The 20211-nt window shown below is 68.7% G+C and carries 18 protein-coding genes and 1 pseudogene; 9 read left to right on the top strand and 10 right to left on the bottom strand.

Annotated features, from left to right (window positions below):
• The first annotated feature begins 38 nt into the window (after window positions 1-38).
• The 3 genes from D187_RS19875 to D187_RS19865 all read left to right on the top strand — a co-directional run bounded on the left by D187_RS19875 (window position 39) and on the right by D187_RS19865 (window position 2518).
• On the top strand, window positions 39-1022 hold the full coding sequence (locus D187_RS19875) for a hypothetical protein (protein ID WP_155893451.1): 984 nt from the start codon (window positions 39-41) through the stop codon (window positions 1020-1022).
• Window positions 1023-1094: 72 nt separating this feature from the next.
• The gene (locus D187_RS19870; protein WP_002622537.1) at window positions 1095-1940 is read left to right on the top strand and encodes a DNA/RNA non-specific endonuclease; all 846 of its coding nucleotides are present in this window, start codon (window positions 1095-1097) and stop codon (window positions 1938-1940) included.
• 170 nt (window positions 1941-2110) lie between these two features.
• Window positions 2111-2518, top strand: coding sequence for a hypothetical protein (locus D187_RS19865; RefSeq protein ID WP_020918142.1), 408 nt, complete (start codon window positions 2111-2113; stop codon window positions 2516-2518).
• 29 nt (window positions 2519-2547) lie between these two features.
• On the opposite strand, the gene D187_RS19860 is transcribed toward D187_RS19865, so the two are convergent.
• The 4 genes and pseudogenes from D187_RS19860 to D187_RS19855 all read right to left on the bottom strand — a co-directional run bounded on the left by D187_RS19860 (window position 2548) and on the right by D187_RS19855 (window position 5901).
• Window positions 2548-4746 (bottom strand): PAS domain-containing sensor histidine kinase, encoded by a 2199-nt coding sequence (locus D187_RS19860; protein ID WP_051256425.1) that lies wholly within the window; start codon window positions 4744-4746, stop codon window positions 2548-2550.
• A 282-nt stretch (window positions 4747-5028) separates the two neighbouring features.
• A complete protein-coding gene (locus D187_RS57940) occupies window positions 5029-5169 on the bottom strand; it encodes a hypothetical protein (RefSeq protein ID WP_245591767.1) in 141 nt (46 codons plus the stop codon).
• Between the two features lie 59 nt (window positions 5170-5228).
• Window positions 5229-5423, bottom strand: a pseudogene (locus D187_RS59250) (PAS domain-containing protein); the annotation flags it as partial.
• Window positions 5424-5505: 82 nt separating this feature from the next.
• Window positions 5506-5901, bottom strand: coding sequence for a YkgJ family cysteine cluster protein (locus tag D187_RS19855; protein WP_043430780.1), 396 nt, complete (start codon window positions 5899-5901; stop codon window positions 5506-5508).
• Between the two features lie 214 nt (window positions 5902-6115).
• On the opposite strand from D187_RS19855, the gene D187_RS57935 reads away from it, so the two are divergent.
• A complete protein-coding gene (locus D187_RS57935; RefSeq protein WP_002622542.1) occupies window positions 6116-6982 on the top strand; it encodes a septal ring lytic transglycosylase RlpA family protein in 867 nt (288 codons plus the stop codon).
• 209 nt (window positions 6983-7191) lie between these two features.
• Here the strand turns inward: D187_RS57935 and D187_RS19840 are convergent, their stop codons facing one another.
• On the bottom strand, window positions 7192-7971 hold the full coding sequence (locus tag D187_RS19840; RefSeq protein WP_002622543.1) for an alpha/beta fold hydrolase: 780 nt from the start codon (window positions 7969-7971) through the stop codon (window positions 7192-7194).
• A 160-nt stretch (window positions 7972-8131) separates the two neighbouring features.
• Between D187_RS19840 and D187_RS19835 the strand changes: the two genes are divergently transcribed.
• A complete protein-coding gene (locus D187_RS19835; RefSeq protein WP_002622544.1) occupies window positions 8132-8599 on the top strand; it encodes a MarR family winged helix-turn-helix transcriptional regulator in 468 nt (155 codons plus the stop codon).
• On the opposite strand, the gene D187_RS19830 is transcribed toward D187_RS19835, so the two are convergent.
• Complete coding sequence (locus D187_RS19830; RefSeq protein ID WP_051256423.1) at window positions 8600-9727, bottom strand: Kelch repeat-containing protein; 1128 nt, start codon at window positions 9725-9727, stop codon at window positions 8600-8602.
• A 371-nt stretch (window positions 9728-10098) separates the two neighbouring features.
• On the opposite strand from D187_RS19830, the gene D187_RS58780 reads away from it, so the two are divergent.
• On the top strand, window positions 10099-11187 hold the full coding sequence (locus tag D187_RS58780; RefSeq protein WP_002622546.1) for an Rpn family recombination-promoting nuclease/putative transposase: 1089 nt from the start codon (window positions 10099-10101) through the stop codon (window positions 11185-11187).
• Between the two features lie 182 nt (window positions 11188-11369).
• Window positions 11370-12035, top strand: coding sequence for a DUF4386 domain-containing protein (locus D187_RS19820; RefSeq protein WP_002622547.1), 666 nt, complete (start codon window positions 11370-11372; stop codon window positions 12033-12035).
• On the opposite strand, the gene D187_RS19815 is transcribed toward D187_RS19820, so the two are convergent.
• On the bottom strand, window positions 12013-12618 hold the full coding sequence (locus D187_RS19815) for a Crp/Fnr family transcriptional regulator (RefSeq protein ID WP_002622548.1): 606 nt from the start codon (window positions 12616-12618) through the stop codon (window positions 12013-12015). The two genes, D187_RS19820 and D187_RS19815, sit on opposite strands and share 23 nt — an antisense overlap.
• Before the next feature lie 235 nt (window positions 12619-12853).
• Here D187_RS19815 and nagZ point away from each other — a divergent pair, with 235 nt between their 5' ends.
• A complete protein-coding gene (gene nagZ / locus D187_RS19810) occupies window positions 12854-13963 on the top strand; it encodes a beta-N-acetylhexosaminidase (protein ID WP_002622549.1) in 1110 nt (369 codons plus the stop codon).
• A gap of 41 nt (window positions 13964-14004) precedes the next feature.
• Here the strand turns inward: nagZ and D187_RS19805 are convergent, their stop codons facing one another.
• The 3 genes from D187_RS19805 to D187_RS19795 all read right to left on the bottom strand — a co-directional run bounded on the left by D187_RS19805 (window position 14005) and on the right by D187_RS19795 (window position 19303).
• Complete coding sequence (locus D187_RS19805; protein ID WP_002622550.1) at window positions 14005-14460, bottom strand: hypothetical protein; 456 nt, start codon at window positions 14458-14460, stop codon at window positions 14005-14007.
• A 188-nt stretch (window positions 14461-14648) separates the two neighbouring features.
• The gene (locus D187_RS19800; RefSeq protein ID WP_020918141.1) at window positions 14649-15197 is read right to left on the bottom strand and encodes a hypothetical protein; all 549 of its coding nucleotides are present in this window, start codon (window positions 15195-15197) and stop codon (window positions 14649-14651) included.
• A 119-nt stretch (window positions 15198-15316) separates the two neighbouring features.
• Window positions 15317-19303: a serine/threonine-protein kinase gene (locus D187_RS19795; RefSeq protein ID WP_002622552.1), complete on the bottom strand. Its 3987-nt coding sequence runs from the start codon at window positions 19301-19303 to the stop codon at window positions 15317-15319.
• 185 nt (window positions 19304-19488) lie between these two features.
• Here D187_RS19795 and D187_RS19790 point away from each other — a divergent pair, with 185 nt between their 5' ends.
• On the top strand, window positions 19489-20205 hold the full coding sequence (locus D187_RS19790) for a hypothetical protein (protein WP_002622554.1): 717 nt from the start codon (window positions 19489-19491) through the stop codon (window positions 20203-20205).
• The last annotated feature ends 6 nt before the right edge of the window (window positions 20206-20211 follow it).

Below are 20211 nucleotides of genomic sequence, written 5' to 3'. Positions count from 1 at the left end.
CCGGACACATGTCCAGCTCCAGGGCATACACTCCCGCCATGATTTCGTTCCCGGCTGACCCTGCTTCATGGCAGTCCACCCTGGTGTTGCTGCTGCCCCTGGCGCTCGCCGCCCGGTCCAAGTCGCGCACTGGAGGCAGGAAGCCGCCCCCTCCAGCCCCGGAGCAGCGCTCCTCCTGGTGGCTCTGGCTGCTCCTGGTAGGCGGAACCGTGGTGCTGATCGGGCTCGGCGTGTGGGCCTCCCGACCTCCCTCGCGCCAACCCTTCCAGCAGCCCTCCGATGACGCCCAGGGCCAGGCCCCCTTGGAGACCCCAGGCGTGTCGAAGGAGCAGTTCCGGGCCCAGTTGGAGCAGCTCTGCCCGCGCTTCGCCGCCATCAGCTGGGGCCAGGCCGAGCGGCCCTCCCAGCTGGCCGCGCAACTCATCAGCATGGAGTGCATGAGCCGGATGTGCGAGCCCCCGGCCGGCGTCGACGCGGGCGAAGCCTCCTCGCTCGTCAAGTCCTCGCCGCTGTGCCAGGAGGTCCTGCCGCTCATCAGGGGCGAGCCCGGAATGGCGACGGTCACCCGCTCCTACCGGCTGGCCTGTCCCGAGGTCGCCGTGCCCTGGTCCGAGCGCCCCTGGAGTCCCAGCACCGAGCTGGGCTTCTACACCGCCGTCCGGCCCTGTCTGGAGCGCATCTGCGAGCAGATGCTGTCGCCCCAGGGCATCCCCCCCAAGTACTGCACCCTCGCCGCGGACATCGCCGAGGGGCTCGGGGACGTGGGGGCCGTAGCCCGGCTCCGGCAGCGGGCCAAGGCGCTCCAGGCGCTCAACGCGGCTCAATGGCAGGAACTCTCACCCGAGCAGCGTGAGGTCGCGGAGACGGACCAGGACATGAGGGTCCTCGCCCGGCGCTGGGGCGAAGCCTGTGCCCAGGGGATGAGCAAGTACTGTGAGACCCTGGCCAAGTACTGCCGCCTCGAGGGCTCTCCAAAGGACGTGTGCCCTACCGGGGCCGACGCAGGCGAGGCCCTCCCATGAGAGACACGGCGGAGATGCGGCTCGACGTGCTGCCAACGTAGACTCGTGGCCCCCTCATCAGGAGCACATGCGATGGCGAGTCAGAGATACACGGATCTGAAGAAGCTGTTCGAGGACGCCATGCCCGAGAGTGGCCTGCTGAAAGACCGCTACACACGGCTCGGAAAGGCCATGGTCGACGAGCTCAGCATCCCCACCCACTGGGGGAACTACGCGGCGTGCGATGAGCTGGTGGGCGGGACGAAACGCACGGCGCTGGGGATTCCTCCGGTGATCATCCTGCTTGAGAGCAAGGAGATCGACAGCGCGAACCGGCTGGACATGGGAAAGCGGCAGCTCAAGCGGCTCCATCAGGGCGAAGAGCAGACCATGGTGCGCCCCGTACGAGTGGTGGGTGTGTCGGTTCCGATGACGACAGGGGACCGGGGACGTGCGCCCAAGCCGGTGTCCACGCTGGATCTGCTGAACAAGCCATTGGATCGTGGGCACGTCATGGCGCTGGAAATTGGTGGACCGGACGACGCGGAGAACATCGTCCCCCAGTGGAGCCAGTGGCAGCAGAGCGGCCTCTGGCGGTACCACGAAACGCAGGTGCGCGAGTTCGGGGAGATCATCCTGAGCGCGGAGAGTGGGCTGCCCGCGATGAAGAAGGTGGCGTCGTCCGTCAGCACACCACTGGTAGTGGTGAATCTCTCGCTCGAGTACACGGGGTCCATCTCCAACACGCGGTGGACCACGCCGAGCGCAGTGGACTGGGAGACCTATGTCTTCCGTCCCGTGACGGGCAGCGGCAAATTCGAGGCGATCCAGATCCACACCTTGAGCCTGAGGCTGGACGCGGAGTTCGGCGATGCCCTGGCCCAGAAGGCCTACAAGGAGTACTGCGCCGAGATCGATACGGGAATGAAGACCGAGTAGTACCGAAGAGGTACCTCAGCGGGGCATTCTCCGGACAGGAAAGGCCGGCTCACGGCACCGGCGGAGCGTTTCACGGAAGGGTCGAGAGGCACGCACGTGCCCCGCTGTACCGTCCCGCGCACCACGAGGCCGGGCCCCTGGCCTTGCGAAACACCCACCCGGAGAACCTGATGAGCAAGACATTCTTCAGTGCGGTTCTGGCCTTGACCCTGTCGGCGACCACCGCGAGCGCCGACCCCTACTGGTACACCATTGCGCCCTCGGAGGACTGCAAGTGCGACGGGTTTCGCACCCACACCGGCTGGCTGACCGGTGTCCCCGAGGGCCAGTCCTCGACGGAGGCCTGCTACAACACTCCGGCGATCATCAACGGCCACTTCTTCAGCGGCGCGGACCGCTGCAGCAAGTTCGTCATCACGTTTGGCTACTTCGACGTCGGTGATGCGTCCTGTTCCTCTACCGGAACCGACCCGTCGCTCTGGAGCTGTTACCAGGATCCGGCGAGCACCGACCCGGCCTGTCAGATCTGCCACCGCAAGCTGAACTGCGACACCGGTCAGATCAAGCACACCTGCTGAGCAGCGCCTCAACCTTCTGAGCGGCGGAGTCAGGGTTCGAGCGGCAGTTCCGCCGTGAACGTCGTCCGGACCCCGGGCGTGCTCTCCACCCGGATGCGGCCTCCGTGGGCCCGGACGATCTGCTGGCTGATGAAGAGCCCGAGCCCCAGCCCTCCGTAGTGCCGCTCCGATACGGCACGCTCGAAGCGCTCGAAGATGCGGGACTGGTGTTCGGGCGGAATGCCCATCCCCTCGTCCGTCACGTGCAGTACGGCCTTGTCCTCGAGGCGGTCGACGCGGATGCACACGGGCCTGCCAGGGCCGTACTTGAGCGCGTTGTCCACCAGGTTCACCACCACCTGCTCCAACCTCAGCCGATCCCACCAGCCCACCACCGGCCCCGGCGCGTGTAGCAGCAACTGGCAGCCCGCCGTCGTGGCCTGGAGCTCGAACCGGGACACCACCTCCTGGGCGAGCGCCACCAGGTCCATCTCCTCGCGCCTCGGTTGGAGCCGGCCCTCGGAGATCCGGGACACGTCCAGCAGATCGCCCACCAGCCGAACCAGCCGTTGGATCTGCCGGCGTCCGGCCTCGGCGCCGCGGGTGACGAGCTGGGTGAAGGGCGTGTCCGGCTGGGTACTGGCCGCGCGCAGGAACCCCTGGAGCAGGAGGCTGAGCGGAGTGAGGGGAGTGCGCAGCTCGTGGCTGGCCACGGACAGGAACTCATCCCTCATCTGGATGGACTGTCGGAGCTGGAGCTCGCCCTGCTTGCGCTGGTGGATGTCGGTGATGGCACCGAACCACTCCCGGGGGGCACCATCGGGCTGACGGAGGAGGACGGCGCGCGACTGGACATGGCGGTAGTCGCCGCCGGCGCGGTGCAGCCGGAACTCGATGTTGTATTCGGACCCATGGGTGAAGGCGTCGCTCCAGGCCCTGAACGCCCTGTCGCGATCCTCGGGGTGGACGACCTCCAGCCACCCCCACGGACTCAGCCATTGCTCGAGCGTCTGGCCCGTGTAGGCCCGCCACGAGGCGGAGTCCTCCACGCACCTTCCCCCCGCATCGGTCGACCAGAGGATGACGGAGCTGGCCTCCACCAGGGTGCGGAGCCGTTCCTCACCGTGGTGCAGCTGCTCGGCCAGCACCTCCAGCCTCTGAAGGGCCAGCACCTGCTCCGTCACCTTGAAGATGAACACCGCGGTGCCATCGATCTGGCCGGAAGCGTCGCGCGTCGGTTGAACGATGATGTCGAGATACTCCGGCTTCATGGTGCCGTCCGGCTGTCGGAAGTGCCCCAATCCCCCCTTGTTGATGAAGGTCTCGCCCGTCGAATAGACGCGATCCAGGACGGCGATGAAGCCCTGCTCCTCGGCCTCGAGCAGGACCTCCCGGACGGACTTGCCCAGCACCTGCTCGTCGTGGATCAGCTCGGTGTTGATCGGATTGGACAGGGCGTAGATGTGATCGGGACCCCGGAGCAGGGCGATGCCGGCGGGAGCATCGTTGAAGAGCTGGTACAAGCGACGACGCTCGGACTCCGTCTCGGCCCGCGCGGCTTCCACCTCCCTGGCGAGTTGCCGCCGCCGGGCCTCGTCGCGCTTGCGCTCCGTGATGTCTTCCTGAACACAGATGTAATGGCTCCGGCCCCTGAGCTCCATGGCCGTCATCCGGGCGTAGGTCGTGAGGGGGGCGCCATCCTTCCGGACGTACTGGAGCTCTCCCGCCCATCTGCCCTGGTCCCTCAAGTGGCCGAGGAGTGCCTGGGAGAGGCGCGTCTCCGTGAGTTCGCCGCGCTCGTACCCGAGCATCCGCTCCCATGCCGGGTTGGTGTAGAGGAAGACTCCCGCGTCATCCACGAGGCCGACCCCCTCGGCCATGCTCTCGAGGATGCGAGTGTTCAGCTCGAGTGTCTCGTGCGCCTTGCACTTGTCGGTGATATCGACCGCGATGACGTAGATGACGTCGCCACTCGCGTAGATGCGGTGGGAGAACCAGTGGCTTCCGTCGGCGTCGTCATACCCGGCGTCGAACTGCTGGCGCTGGCCCGTCAGCGCCACCTGGTGGAAGGCGCGTTGGAGGGGGGTATCCACCGACTTCGGGAACAGCTCCCAGAAGATCTGTCCGAGCACTTCGTCTCGCGGCCTGCCGATCATCCGCTCCGCCGCCGGGTTGAGGTACAGCACCCTGGCCTCCCGGCTGTAGATGCCGAGGGCCTCCTCCATCTGCTCGTACAAGCAGACGTCCAACCCGGCGAGTCGTCGCTCACTTTCAGTGGAGATCACCCTCTAAGAGTGGACCCCGGCTGCATCGATTGGCGCCCCCCTCCAGTCGGAGGCCAGCCTTCCCCTCAGCAACCCCACCGGATGACTGAACGAGCACGGGAGGACCGGGCTGTTCAGCCCCACGTCGTCCACTTGATCCACCATCCAGAGCACAAGGGCAAGCGCAAGGCTTCGCCTACCTTCATCCTGGAAGCGGGGCCCGTCTACAAACAGACGTGTACTTCACCGCGGACCAGGCCCGCTGCACTACCGCTCCTTCCAGAGCACGCCGCCCAGCTTCAGCCCGGCGAGGAAGCCCAAGGCGGCGTAGCAGCACCAGTTGAAGAGCAGCAGGGCCACGTTCCAACCGTAGCTGAGGGGTTCCCTGGCGCCGGAGGCAATAGGCACTCCCAGGCTTTCGCGCAGGAAGACCAGGCTCCATGGCCGTCATCCGGGCGTAGGTCGGTGAGGGGGTGGCCATCCTTCCGGACGTACTGGAGCTCTCCGGCCCATCTGCCCTGGTCCCTCAAGTGGCCGAGGAGTGCCTGGGAGAGGCGCGTCTCCGTGAGTTCGCCGCGCTCGTACCCGAACATCCGCTCCCATGCCGGGTTGGTGTAGAGGAAGACTCCCGCGTCATCCACGAGGCCGACCCCCTCGGCCATGCTCTCGAGGATGAAGGCCTCGGTGCCGCCCGGAATGGGGTGGATGCGGGCACCGACGTAGCGTTACGAGCGTCGGCGGCGATCAATCGAGGCCCTTGCGTCCGCGGAAGCGCTGTCGAAGGAAGCGTCGGGCGTGGCCGTCGGCGATCAGCCGCTGCGCTTTGCGCACCACCGCCTGAGCATCCTCCAGTGAGACCCGGTCCTCGACGAGGGACTCCGCGAGCAAGCACTGGTACGCGGCGCAGCCCGACGGTCGATCTTTGTAGATCTGGCAGTCACGACCCTTGAGCGCTGGGCACCGCTGCGCAAGCACCTCCCTCCCACTCCGCCGCTGCTGCGTGGGAATACCGAGGGCGCGCAGACGCGCCAGCTCGTCCGCCTCAAGCCCCACGTGGCTGAAGAGGCTGCCATCGCAGCACAGACCGCAGCCGCGGCAGAGGAGCGAGAGCGGAGATTCGGGTGTGCCAGGAGTCGTCACGGAACTCATATATCCACGACCCCCCACCCGTGCGCGCGAGGAAGCAGGCAAAGGCCAGGCCGCCGAGAAGGTCTCGTCCCGCATTTCAAGTGCGTTGACACCGACTCGGGGGATTCAGGGCGCACCCTGTCGATTCGAGTGACCCGAATATCGCTGCAAGAGCCTCTAGAGCCGGGTGGCAAGACGCCACCTTATTTCAATCAAGGCAGGCTCCATGCTCCATCGCAAAAACTCAAGGCTTCTCCTTCATGCCGCGAGCGCAATCCTGCTCTTCATGAGCGCGTGCGACCCGGCGAGCGGTTCGTCTGAGGGCCAAGACGACGCAACAGAGACCTCCTCGAGTGCGTTGCTCACCTCCGGCGTGAGTTTCAAAACGGTGCTCGGCGGCCAATATATTGGAGCTCAAGACAATGGCGGCGGCGCGGTCATCGCGACGGCGACGGCCGCGTTGGAGTGGGAGAAGTTCACGATCGAGGACATCAACGGCGGGGCGCTCGAGAGTGGGGACACGATCTTCATTCGCGCGGGAAACGGCCAGTATTTCCAAGCCGTGAACGGGGGCGGCTCCACGCTGAACGCCGCCACCTGGAATCGCCTCACCTGGGAGACGTTCCGCATCGTCAAGCAGAACGGGAGCGGCGTGATCTCCAACGGCGACATCGTCGGCCTGCAGACGGAGACCGGCCATTGGGTGCTCGCGGAGAACGGCGGCGGCGGCACGGTGGCCGCGTATGGCCCCGCGCAGGGCCCGTGGGAGCAGTTGACGATCTCTGGCCTGCCGCAGGGCGGCCCCATCGCCACTTGCAATGCGACCTGGTACGGGGCGGAGGGCGAGATTCCCGAGGGATGGCCGACCGCCAGTGGTGAGCCCTTCCACCGCATGGCGCTCAAGGCCGCCCACAACTCCCTGCCATTTGGTACCCAGGTGAAGGTGACCTACCAGGGCAAGTCGGTCACGGTGACCATCAATGACCGCGGGGGCTTTCGCTCCCCGGTTTGTCTGGACCTCACCTACGGCGCCTTCTCGACGATTGCCAATACCGATCTCGGCAACATTGTCGTGCAGTACCAGATCCTCTGACTCGGCTTTCGCCATGGCTGGCCAGCCGAGAGCCGTGGTTCATGCGGCTCTCGGCCGAAGCCGAGAAGTGAGCCTGCCCCGGTTCCGCGGGCCAGGCTCACCCCTCGCCCCTTGCACGAGAAGGCAACGAGAAGCTCGTCCTTGCAACTCTCACAACGCACCCGCGCGAAGCCCGAGAAGGAGAGACACCGCGGAGATCCCGCGAGTGCTCAGCGTGTCTCGGACGACGCCCCGCGCGCCGCGGAGTCGATCACGTTGGCGACTGCCTTGGGCTGGGTCAGGAACACCACGTGACTGCCCTTCACCTCGGTCGTCCGGGCTCCGATCCGCCTGGCGGTCCGCCGCAGCAGCTCCGGCGCGATGGCTCCGTCCTCGGTCGCCACGATGAACCAGCTGGGTTTGGTCTTCCACGCCGCGGTCGTGACCTTGGCCTTGAGTGCGGCCATGGCGATCGGAACCTGGGCGTCACGCAGGAAGGCGGCGTCCTTCTTGCTCACGTCGCCCGCGAAGCCGGCCCGGAACGTCTCGCCCTTCAGGAAGGCGAAGCCGTCGGGTTGCTCCTCGGGCACGAAGTTCGGCGGCGGGGGGACCTCGGCGTATTGATCCAGCGCGGACTGGCCGACCTCGGGCGCGAAGGCGGCGACATAGACGAGGCCCGCGACCTTGGGGTTTTCACCCACCTGGGTGATGACACTGCCTCCGTAGGAGTGTCCCACCAGGATGGTGGGCCCGTCCTGACGGTTCAGGACCCGCTGGGTGGCGGCCACGTCGTCCTCGAACGACGTCAGCGGGTTCTGGACGATGCTGACCCGGTAGCCCCGAGCGGTGAGCTCATCGTACACGCCACGCCAGCCGGAGCCGTCCGCGAAGGCGCCGTGGACGAGGACCACGTTCTTGATGGGGGCCGGGTTGCCGGCTGGGGCGGCCGCGGCGAGGCCGGACACGAGCAAGGCGGCGGCCGAGACGAGGGTACGAAGCGTGCGGTTCATGGTTCTGTCTCCTGTTCGCGAGGGGCAAATTCGTTATCGCGATAAGCAAATAGGTACAGCCACCGAGAGCCGCCGTCCACCAGAAAGTTATCGCGATATTATTTCGTGCGAGAACGGAACAATGGAGTGATGATGTAGGGGTGGAAGGGAAGGAGCCGAGATGGACGAAGTCGAGAGCCCGGCGAGCCTGGACGAGCAGGTCTGCTACGCGATCTATTCCGCGAGCCTGGCGATTCAGCGCGCCTACAAACCGGTGCTGGACGCGTTGGAGATCACCTACCCGCAGTACCTGGTGCTGAACGTGCTCTGGAGCGCGGACGAGCAGAGCGTCGGCCGCATCGCGGAACACCTCGCCTTGGAGTCCAGCACGCTCACGCCCCTGCTCAAGCGTCTGGAGACGGCGGGCCTGGTGCGCCGGATACGCAATCCCGAGGACGAACGGCAGGTGCTGATCGCCCTCACCGAGAAGAGCCGTGCCTTGCGGTCGCGAGCCGGCTGCCTGGGGGAAAGACTGCTCTCGGCCTCCGGCATGTCGATGGACCGGCTGGCCCGGCTGAATGCCGAGGTGCGCGAGCTGCGCGACGGCATCTACCGCAGCATCGGCGGCTGGAGCCCGGGCGGAGACTGATCAGGCCGAGAAGGTGTCCCGAGAAGGTGTCAGACACTTCGTGCCGAACCCACGCCCTCGACCAATCCCTCCAAGGGAGTAGGGAAAGCCCGGACAAACGCCGAGAGCGTTCCCCACGGAAGAAGGACGTGGCGCGACCAACAGGCCCAGGCTCCTGCCGCGCATCTCATGGGAGGGAGGCCTGGGCAGGCGTGTCCCTCGCTCCCTCCTATACTCAGACTCCGCGAGATAGGGGGTGGCTGAGTTCTCGCCTCCCACCACGAGCACCCGGCCATCCAGCAACCGCGTCATCGTGTGACTCCGGCGGGCCTCCACGAGCGGGTTCGTGAGGGCCCACGTTCCAGAGGGCGGGTCGTACATCTCGGTGGTGGCGAGAAACGCGCTCGCGTTCCTCCCTCCCACGAGGAGGACCCGTCCATCTGGCAGCAACTCCGCCGTGTGCTGGTGACGAACCTGAGAGAGCGCGCCAGTGGTGGACCAGGTGCCCGTGGCCGGGTCATAGACCTGGGCAGTGGCGAGGACACCGCTCGTGCCAGTCCCGCCCGCCACGAGCACGCGGCCATCCGGCAACAACGTCGCCGTGTGCAGGTAGCGCGCCTGCGAGAGCGAGCCGGTGGCCGCCCAGGTGCCCGTGGCCGGGTCATGGAGCTGTGCCGTGGCGAGCGGTGCCGTGCTGTAGCCTCCCACCACCAGCACCTTGCCATTGGGGAGCAGCGTCGCCGTGTGGGAGTAGCGGGCCTGCGCGAGCGACGCGGTGGCGACCCAGGTGCCCGTGGCCGGGTTGTACAGCTGCGCGCCAGCGAGCGGAGCCGTGCCATAGCCGCCCACCACGAGCACCCTGCCATCCTGGAGCACCGTGGCCGTGTGCAACGCTCGAGCCTGCGCGAGTGAGCCTGTCAGGCTCCAGGTGCGCGTGGAAGGCTCATAGAGTTCGGCGCTGTCGAGGAGCCCCCCGGTGTGCTGGCCGCCCACGGTGAGCACCCTGCCATCGAACAACAACGCCGACGCATGGCTCGTCCTGCCCGTGGACAGGTGCGCCGTCAGGCCCGACGCCCGGACGCCCACGGTGGCGTCGAGGTCCGCGGGGGCAGAACCACAGGCCACGACCACGAGGGCGAGGACCGCCATCAGCGGTACGCGGCGTCTCCAACTGTTTCGGGATGACGGCGATCCAGGGCGGAAGTGAAACATGACACGCACGCTCGCTCGCGATTGAGAATGAAACATCACGAGCCAAGCACCCAGAACGTCCGTCTGTCGAGTCACGGGCCGTGACAGCGGACCCTGCTTACGGCCTGAAAAGGTGTCCCTGAAAAGGTGTCAGACGATTTGTAAAGACGATTCGTCTGACTCAGGCGGACCGGCGGACCAACTGGAGGCCCCTCCCTGGAGAATGGCGTCTCGCCGACGGGACGAAGGGGGGCGAACGCGGACGTCCATGGCCTGTTGACTCCCCGCGGGGTGCGACTGGCCCGCTCCATGCTGGGGCACCGTGCGCCATGCCCGGACCTCATGACCTCTTCGCCCGCTATACCTTTGGCCGCCCCGAGCGGGCCGAGGCCGAGCTACGTGCCGTCCTGCCCGCCCAGGTCGTCTCCGCGGTGGACTGGTCCAGTCTGCGCCTGGAGCCCAGCAGCGTGGTGGACCCGGAACTGCGCGAGACGGAGAGCGACCTGCTCTTCACCGCCCGCCTGCGCACGGGCCGCTCGCTGCTGCTGTACGTGCTGCTGGAGCACCAGTCCTCGGTGAACCGGTGGATGGCGCTGAGGATGCTGCGCTACGTGGTGCGCCAGGTGGAGCGCTGGCGTCAGGAGCACCCGGAGTGCCCACAGTTGCCGGTCATCCTCCCGCTGGTGATGTACCACGGGCCGGAAGGGGCCTGGACCGCGCCGCGGCGGGTGGAGGACCTGTTCGAGCTGCCGGGGGAGAGAGAGGAGGAGCGGGCACACTGGCGAACGTGGGTGCCACGCTTCGAGTACCTGCTCGATGACCTGACCGCCGAACGGGAAGAGGCGTTGAAAGCACGACCCGGGCCTCCGCTGGCCCGGCTGGCGTGGTTGGTGCTGCGCTACGGACGTACTGGGGAACTGGCACGCAAGCTGCCGGAGTGGGTGGGCCTCTTCGCCCAGGTGCAGGCGGCTCCAGAGGGCGCCGAACACTTGCTGGTGGTCATCCGTTACCTGCTGTGGACCGGGGACAAGGCCGTCCACGACGCCACGGGGCAGGTGCTACATTCAGTGCTGGATGAGCAACGCGCGGAGGAGTTGATGCGGAGCTATGGCGAGGAACTCATCGAGCAGGGACGTCAGCAGGGCCTGGCTCAGGGGTTGGAGAAGGGGCTGGAGAAGGGGCTGGTGCGAGGCAGGGAAGAGGGTCTGGCACGGGGGCTGAGCCGAGGGCGTGCTGAGTCCATCCTGCGGATTCTCGCCCTCCGGGGGATTCACGTGGAGGAAGCAGCCCGGCAGCGCATCCTCGACTGCACGGACGTGGACACGCTCGACAGCTGGTTCGACCGGGCCCTCCAAGCCACGACCCTGTCCGAGGTGCTGGACGGCGGGGCACACGCCTCCCGGCGGAAGGACTCGTGACACGGCCTCCGCTCGCCTGCCTCTGACGTGGAGGCGGAGGCCTCTCTTCCGCCCATGCGCCGAGCGCGCTGGCGGCGCAGGTGGGGAAAAGAACCGGTTTCTTAACCCTCATCAATGCGGGCGAGGGCGCCCCCCCCTACTCTCGAGGCCACAACGTCGCTGAACGTTCTGGAGCCCTCGCGATGAACACCACCCGCCTGCACTCCCGCTCCCTGGGAATTCTCTTTCTCCTTCCGTTCTTCGCCTACGGCCTCGGCACCGCGCTCGTCACCTCCGTCCTGCAGGAGCCGGAGCACCTGGCCTTGGTGGCCGATCAGAGGACGCCGTTCGTCGGGGGCGCGCTGCTGCTCCTGTTGAACTCCATCACCGTCGTCGGGATTGGCGTGCTGTTCTTTCCGATACTCCGCGCGCGCAGCCCGAGCATCGCCGTCGCGTACGTCTGCACGCGAGTCATGGAGGCGCTGATCCTCATCGTCGGAGTGGTGTTCCTTCTGTGCATCCTCCAGCTCGGAGAATCCGCGCGAGGGCAGACGACGCCGGAGCTGGTGACCCTGTTCAAACTTCTCTCGAAGGGGAACTTCTGGGCGTACCAGCTCGCGATGATCATCCTGGGGACCGGCAGCGTGGCGTTCTGCCTGTCGCTGTACCGCGCCCGGCTTCTTCCCTCGTTGCTCCCGCTGGTGGGCGCGGTGGGCTACGGGCTTCTGGCGCTGGGGGCCGTGCTCGAGCTCTTCGGGCTGCCGTGGGGCGTCCTCTTCTCCGGGCCCGGGGGCCTGTTCGAGCTGTTGCTCGGCGGCTGGCTCATCGCCAAGGGGTTCCGGACAATCACACCTTCCGTCGCGGCGTAGCCGGCTTGCCGCGCGTGGCGATACGCTTTCGGATCCGGCTCAGCGACTCGGGCTTCACGCCGATGTAGCTGGCCAGCTGGTACTGGGGAATCCGCTGGAGGATGTCCGGCCGCGTCTTCGAGAGCTTGAGGTAGCGCTGCTCCGGGGTATCGGTGAGATAGGATGCGAACCGCTCCTGCTGGTCCGCCAGGACCCTCTGCATCACCATCCGGGAGATGCTCTCGAAGCGAGGGAAGCGTCGATACAGGTCCCCCTCGCGTTGCCCGGTGCCCGCCACCATCGTGGTGTCTTCCGCGCAGACCAGGAAGTGATCCGCCGGGGTCTGGTTCATCATGCTGTGAATCGAGAGGACCCATTCGTCCTCGGTGAAGAACCCGTTGCTCCGCTCCTCACCGTCGACGACGTAGTACTGGCGGACGCAGCCCTGGAGGACGAAGTAGGCCTCGGTGCAGACCTGGCCCGCCATGAGCAGGTGCGTGCCTTTCGGACAGGTCTTCACCACCATGCTGTCCAGGATGGCCTGGGCTTCCTCGTCCGACAGAGGAGAGATGCGGCGGAAGTAGTCGACGAGCTTGTGTTTCATGAGAGCACGGCGCGACCGGCGGGAGCCCCATCATCCCACCGAGTCGGCGGACGTGGCCCGAAAAGAAAAAGCCCAGCAACCCCTTGAGATTGCTGGGCTTCCCAGGTTGTCCCCGACGGGAATCGAACCCGTCCCCGCTCCCCTGTCCGCCCTCCCACGGGCCATGACGAGCGGAGGACAGGTGGCGGGTTCTCCCCTGCCCAGGGCCCTGGGGGCATGAGACAGTGCCGCCCCTATGAGCAACGCCCTCTACCGCGACTGCGCCCGGCTCTTCATGGTGGGCTTTCCCGGCCCCCGCATCGATGACGACTTCGCCAGGCTGATGGACGACGGCCTCTTCGGCGCCATCCTCTTCAAGCGCAACGTGGGCACGGCCCAGGAGACGGCCGCCCTGTGCCGGGAGATCAAATCCCGCGCGGGCCGCCCCTTCATCCTCTCCGTGGACCAGGAGGGCGGCCGGGTGGCGCGGCTCCGGGGTGAGCCCTTCACCACCCTGCCCTCCATGCGCGAGCTGGGCCAGCGACAGGACCTCGCCCTCATCGAGCGCGTGGGACGGCTGCTCGCGCACGAGCTGCGCGCGGTGGGCTTCGACTGGGACTTCGCCCCCGTGCTGGACGTGGACACCAACCCCACCAACCCCGTCATCGGCGACCGCAGCTTCAGCCGGGACCCGGACGAGGTGGCGCGCCTGGGCGTGGCCCTGGCGCGGGGACTCGAGGCCGGCGGCGTGGCCTCGTGCGGCAAGCACTTCCCGGGACACGGCGACACCACCACGGACAGCCACCTCACCCTGCCCCGGCTGCCGCATGACCTGGAGCGCCTGCGCCGCGTGGAGCTGGTGCCCTTCCGCGCCTTCGCCCAGGCAGGGCTCGCGTCCCTGATGACGGCCCACGTGCTCTTCGACGCGCTCGATCCGAAGGTGCCCGCCACCATGAGCCCCCGCGCGCTCAACGGCCTGCTGCGCGAGGAGCTGGGCTTCGACGGGGTGCTGGTGAGCGATGACCTGGAGATGAAGGCCATCGCGGACCACTACTCGGTGGAGGAGGCCGCGGTGCAGGGCACGCTGGCCGGAGTGGATCTGTTCCTCGTGTGCCACCAGGCGGACGTGCAGCGCCGCGCCATCGAGGCGCTGGTGCGCGCGGTGGAGTCCGGCCGCGTCCCCCGCGAGCGCATCGCCGAGGCCCACCGCCGCCTGGCCCGGCTCGAGTCGCGCTTCGCCCATGGCCCCGAGGATCGGCTCGCCACGCTCGGCGACGAGCAGCACCGCGCGCTCGCCCACGGGCTCGCCAGCTCCTTCAGCGGGAAGGATCCCACCGAGGTGATGCTGGCGTCCCGCCGGACCTGAAGCCCGCTGGCTACTTCACGGGCACGCCACCGGAGTTGGATTCACTTCTTGAGCTGGACGCTCGGATAGATGGGCGTGGGCTGGTCGCTGCCCGATGGGAGGCTTTGCGCCGCGGGCATCTGGTTGGTCGGGGCGATCACGCTGCCCGTGGCGCCCAGGTTCAGGTAGGGCGTCGTGCCCGGGAGCGGAGAGGGGCCACTGCCGCCCATTCCAATCTCCTCGTTCTTGGACTGACGCTGTCCGCGCAGGGCGCGCTCTCCCTCATCCATCAGCAGGGTGCGATTGGGCGTCCCCTGCTTGTCCGGAGTCCGGGGATCGATGCTGGTGGGAATCTGCTGGATGGTGCCGTTGTAGAGGGACACCTTGGGGTCTCGCGTGAAACCCGGCTGGTAGGAATCGTTTCCCGCCTGTTGCGGCAGCTTGGCGCACCCCACGACTCCCGCCGCCGCCGAGGCCAGCACTCCCCACACCATCCACTTGAAGCCATTGTTGCGCATGTCGTCTCCAGGAATCGTTCGTGGTTGATTCATCCCGTGCGCGTGCTCCGCCACGGCCTCGTGCCCCTTCGTCCAGAGTGAGCACCGGATTCATTCCAGGCCACCGGACGGGCGGCCGGCGGACGCCCGCGCGTCTGCCTGGCCTTCCCGAGGTCCCATGTCGGACTCCGCCCGAGCACGGCGGCCCCTCAGTGGGGACGGGGCGAGCTGTTGGGCGTCGAGAAGTTGCCCGGCGTCTGTGGCTGCGGCTGGTAGCCCGCGCTCTCGGGAGCCACGGCCTGGGTGACCCCCGAGGCCACCTCCACCGCGTAGATGCCCTGCACCCAGACGCCCTGGGCGTTGGCCTTGAGCGGCTTGCCCGTGCCCAGTTCCTGGGCCACCCGGGCCTCGAAGGGCGGAGGCGGATAGGCAACCCGCAGGTCCTGCTTCAACCACTCGTCGTTCTGCTTGCCCTGGGGCTCGGCCGGAGCCGTCGCCCGGGTGATGCCCGCGCCTCCCGACGCCGAGCCTTCCGGCACGTCCGCGTCGCGCGATTCCGGAGAGGCCTCGGGCAGGTGCCGGGGCAGACCGGTGGTGGAGCCTCGGTTGCGAGGATCATTCGCCTGGTGGCCCGGGACAGACATGTAGTCGTCCGGGGCCACCATCGCCCAGGAGCGTCCGTTGTCATCGCATCCCGCGAGCATCGCCGCCCCGGCGAGCGCACCGAGCAGCAGCCGCGTCATTCCTGTCTTCCGCATGAAGCCTCTCCTGTCATCCCCTGTCGTGAAGAGAGGGATGCTCATGCGAGCGGAGGAGCGGTAGCGGCCGGCGGACGGGCACGGCGGGGGCTCGCCCGCCCGGAAGCCCACCCAGGCGATCAAACCCGTCCAGTTCCCGCCACCTCCTCCTCCCAGGCGGCCCGCTCCGCCCGGAGCCCGTCCTCGCCCCAGCACTCGCGGGCCAGCGCCAGCGTGCGAGCATTCTCGGAGATCTGGAGCAGGAAGCGCTCACGGAGGTCCGCGTCGGGAATGTCCCGGGCGCGAACCCAGACGCAGCGCAGGGCCGCGCGCAGGGCGGCCTCCGCCCGCGCGCCCTCGCCCAATCCGAAGCACGCCTCCGCCAATGCCAGACGGATGGACACCGCGTACACGCCCTGGCCGCGAGACTCCTCCAACTCCCGGATCCCGAGCGCCGCCACCTCCCGCGCCTCCAGGGCGTTGCCCCGAGCGAGCAGGAGGGCGCTGAGGATGCCGCGCGCGTAGATGACGTCGGCCCGGTACGTCGTCAGCAGCGCACACGCCTGCCGGGCGTGGACCTCGGCCTCGGACAGATGGCCCTCGCGCGCCCTCACCTGGGCCAGCACCGCGTGCGCCATCCCCCGCCGGAAGGCGTAGGCGTCCTCGATGTCCACCCACCCTCGCGCCAGGGCCTCGGCCTCCCGCAGGTGCTCGGGGTCCGGGCTGCGCACCAGCACCAGCGTCATGTACTGCTGGGCCCCGCCCACCGCGAGATGGGCCTCCAGCGCGCGGCCCGCCCCCAGCACCTCGCGCATCCGCGCCACGGCGCCGCTCACATCCCCCAACGCACCCAGCGTCAGCCCCGACAAGGTCTGCTGGATGAGCGCGTCGCGCTCCAGGCCCAGTTCGCGAAACTCCCGCGTGCCCTGTTCGGCCAGGAGCAGGGCACGCCAGGGCGCGGCCTCGAAGAGGTGGTGGAAGAAGCCATCCATGTAGTGCGTCCACCCTCGCGCGATTCCATCCCCGGCCTCCCGCCGCATCCGGCCAAGCCAGTCCTCCAGTTCCCCACGCGCGCCGGAGAAGACGAGCGAGAGCCCGCGACAGGCGATGGCCCAGGTGTAGGCGCCGCCCGCCTTGGAGTCCGGACGGGTGCGCCAGAGCTGCTCGTTCAGGCGCGCCGCCCGCACCGGATTCAGGCCCAGGTAGGTGGCACCGAAGATCTGTCCGCCCACCAGCCAGCACCACAGCCGGCCGCCGGCCTCCAGCGCGTCCACCCCCTCCGCGCCGAGCGCCAGGGACCTGGAGAGATCATCCGACCAGAAGGCCACCATGGATTGCAGCGCACGCAGTTGGACGAACTCGCCGCCCTCGGCGCCACACGCCAGCGCCGCCTCCACGCAGCGCATCGTCCCCGGCAGGTCGTACAGATCGAAGAGCCGCTCGGCGGCCTGTGTGTAGAAGAAGAGCGCCCGCTCGGGCTGCTGGCCCAGGTGGTGGTGCGTGGCGAGGACCAGCGCATCCCCCTCGCCCATCTGTTCCAGCCAGGTGCCCGCCAGCCGGTGACCCTCGGGGAGATAGCCCTCGGGCACCAACCCATGGGCCGCGTCCCGCACGAGCGCGTGGCGGAAGCGGTACTCGTCCTCGGAGGGCAGGCGGCTGTCGGAGCGCGGCTCGATGAGCTCCTGCGCCACGAACTCGCGCAGGTGGAGCGCCAGCGTCTCCCGCTCCATCGCGGGGCCCAGCAGCGCGGCCACCCCGCCCGACCAGAAGGACCGGCCGAAGATGCTGGCCGCCATCAGCACCTGACGCGCTCCGGGCGCCATGCGCGTCAGGCGCGACTGGAGCACCGCGAGCACCGTCTCCGGCGCCTCCGTTCCGCGTCCCTCGTCCGCCATGCGGATGAGTTCCTCCAGGAAGAGCGCGTTGCCATCGGACAGCTCCACCAGGCGCCGCACCAGGGCGTCCGGCACCCCGGCGCCGAGCACCTCGCGCACCAGCCGCTCGCCGGCCTTGCGGCTCAAGCCGTGTAGCGGCACCTCCTGCAGACGCCGGGCCCACAGTTGGGGAAACAACTCCCGCACCTCGGGCCGCGCCAACGCCAGCACCAGGAAGGGCCGCTCGGCCAGCTCCCGCAGCGCCTCGTCCACGTAGCGCACCGTCAACGCGTCGCTCCAGTGCAGGTCCTCCAACACCAGCACCACCGGCTGGTGGGCGCACTCGGCCTCCAGGAAGGACTGCAGCGCACGGCCCATCTGGCTGCTCATCAACCGGGGATCGCTGCGCGCCGGGCGCAGGTGGGGATGGGCCTGCTCGTCGAAGGGGATGGCGCACAGCTCCCCCAGGAACTCCACCGTCCCCAGCTCCCGCGCGCGTGGCAGGTGCCGGGCGATGCGCTGGGACAAGCGCGCGCGCTGCTCCTCCGGAGGCTGCGCGTCCACGACGCCGCACAGCCCCCGCAACGCCATGCCCAGCAGGCCATACGACGTGCCCCGGCTCATCGGATCGCCCCGCCCCACCAGCACCAGGGGTGGAGACTCCCGCTGCTCGAGGCGGCGCAGGAATTCGTGGCGCAACCGGGACTTGCCCACGCCCGCGGGCGCCGTCACCAGCACCGCGCGCGCGGTGGGCTCCTCCACGCACTCGTTGAAGGTGAGCTCCAGCAGGGCCAGCTCCCGCTCCCGGCCCACGCATGGCGTGGGCCTGCCCAGCAGGGGCCGAGACGCATCCGCGCCCGACTGCTCCCCTCGCAGCACGAAGGTGCCGGAGTCCATGCGCTCCAGTTGGAAGCCCGCGCCCAGCAGCCCCGCTGTCACCTCGTCCATCGCCACCCGGGACGAGTCCGCCCGGCTCATCCTCCGCAGCAACCGGCCCGCCCGCTCCATCGCGGCGCCCACCGGCCGCCGCTCCTGGAGCACCCCCAGCCCCGTGACCAGCACCACCACGGCCTCGGGCCAGCGCTCCTTGAAGCGCAGCGCGCACCGCGCCGCCAGCGCCGCCTGGTCCGTGGCCGTGCCCCGCTCCAGCGCCAGCGTGACCACCAGCGAGCCATCCGCCAGCAGCTCCACCTGTGCGCCATGAGGCACGAGCATGGCGCGCAGCGAGTCGCGCGCCACCACGTCATGGGTGAGCTCCACTCCGTGCGCCGGGCGGGGAAAAGACACCAGCAGCACGCTCACGACTTCCTGGGCGGCTTGGGTCAGGCTGGCGCGCTCGGGGCCCTCCTCCGCCTGGGGCCGCGACAACGACGGGACGGACTCCAACGTCGTCAGGGCGTCGAGCAGGGCGGATGCGTCCGGCAGCCGCCGCTTGGGATCCTTGGCCAGCATGCGATCCACCAGCACCTGCAGGCCCATGGGCAGTCCGGGACGCAGCGCGTGCAGGGGGGCGGGGTCGGCGAAGAGGATCTTCGCCAGGGCGGCGGCGAAGTGGGGCGCGGCGAAGGGCGGCTGGCCCGTGAGGCACTCGTACAGCACGCACCCCAGCGAGAAGACATCCGCGGCGGGAGGAATCTCCGGCTGGCTGGAGGCCTGCTCCGGCGCCATGTACCCCGGAGTACCCACGACGGTGCTCGAGCCCGTCACGCCCATGATCGTGGGCACCGCGTAGCGCGCGAGGCCGAAGTCCAGCACCACCACGTCCTCGGGGCGGCCCGCGCGCAGGAAGAGGTTGGAGGGCTTGATATCGCGGTGGACGATGCCCTGCTGGTGCGCATGGGCCAGGGCCTCGGCGGCCCGGCGCAGCAGGGCGAGCGTGTCCGGAAGGCTCAGCGGCTCACGCGCCAGGCGCCGCGCGAGCTCCTCGCCCTCGAGCCACTCCATCGCCAGGAAGGGCTGGCCGCGCTCGGTGGCGCCATGGGCCACGTGGGCGACGAGCCCCGGGTGATGCAGCCCCTCCATCAGCAGGGCCTCGCGGTTGAAGCGGAAGGCGGACTCCGGAGAGCCGAGCGCCTGCAACAACTTGAGGGCCACCGGCCGGCCCGAGACTCCATCCTGGGCCCGGTAGACAACGCCCATGCCGCCACGTCCCGCCAGGTGCTCGATCGCGAAGCGCTCGGCGATGACCGTGCCCCGGGAGAGCCTCTCGAGGTCCAACCCGGGCGCGGAGGGAGCCGTTTTGTCGTTGTCCATGATGTGCGCTCGATGAAGCGAAGCCCCCCGAGCGACCTGGAAAAATACCATGCCCGTCGAGGGTCACGGGCCCGGAAGCGCTCACGCTCCGTGAAATCGGAAGTCACGAGGAGCAGCCGAGCATGGCGGCCCTGCCTTGCTGGAAGCCCCCCTGGGACCCATGTTCGGCGCGAGGGGAGGACGGAATGCCGCAACCGCTGATGGTGCTGCTGACGATGGCCAGCCTGGGGGCGACCGGGCCGGAGGAGACCCTGGAGTTGCTGCGCAACACGGACGCGCTGGTGGTGCAGAACGCGAGTCCCCTGGAGGAGCGTCAGGTGCTGGGCGAGGTGTCGGTGGCCAACCGGACGAAGGAAGGCGAGGCGGGCTTCGTCCTCCATCCCCAGCTCCGGGTGGGTACGCCGTGGAAGGTGGAGCTGGGAGCAGGGGCGGAGGTGCACAACCCCGCCGGCGCACGGGAAGGCACCACGGGGACGTTGGGCGTCCATGCCGTGGGCCAGCTCGTCGAGGAGCAGCGGGTGCTGCCCCAACTGGCGCTGCGCGGCGAGGTGCTCGGCCCCCAGGGTGAGGAGGGAATCAGCGCGGAGGCCTCGGTGCTGGCGACGAAGCAGTTCGGCCAGACACGGCTGCACGGCAACGTGGCCTATCGGGCGACCCGGGACGCACCGGACGACTACCTCGTGGGACTCGCCGCGGACCATCCGCTCGGGTACCGACTGCTGTTGCAAGGCGACGCCTACTACCTGAAGCCCCTCGGCGAGGAGCCGGGCGCATTGCACGCGAACGTGGGCGCGGGAGTGGGCGTGGGCTCCGCCTTCGTGGTGACGGGAACCGTGGGAGTCACCACGACGGCGCTGGACGTGTCACCCCGGGTGCTGCTCGGTCTCGTCGGCCGCCTCTGAGACGCC

It is taken from the genome of Cystobacter fuscus DSM 2262 (genome assembly GCF_000335475.2).
Classification (GTDB): Bacteria; Myxococcota; Myxococcia; order Myxococcales; family Myxococcaceae; genus Cystobacter; species Cystobacter fuscus.
Note: the sequence above shows the minus strand (reverse complement) of the source record. Positions and strands in the feature narration are given on the sequence as shown.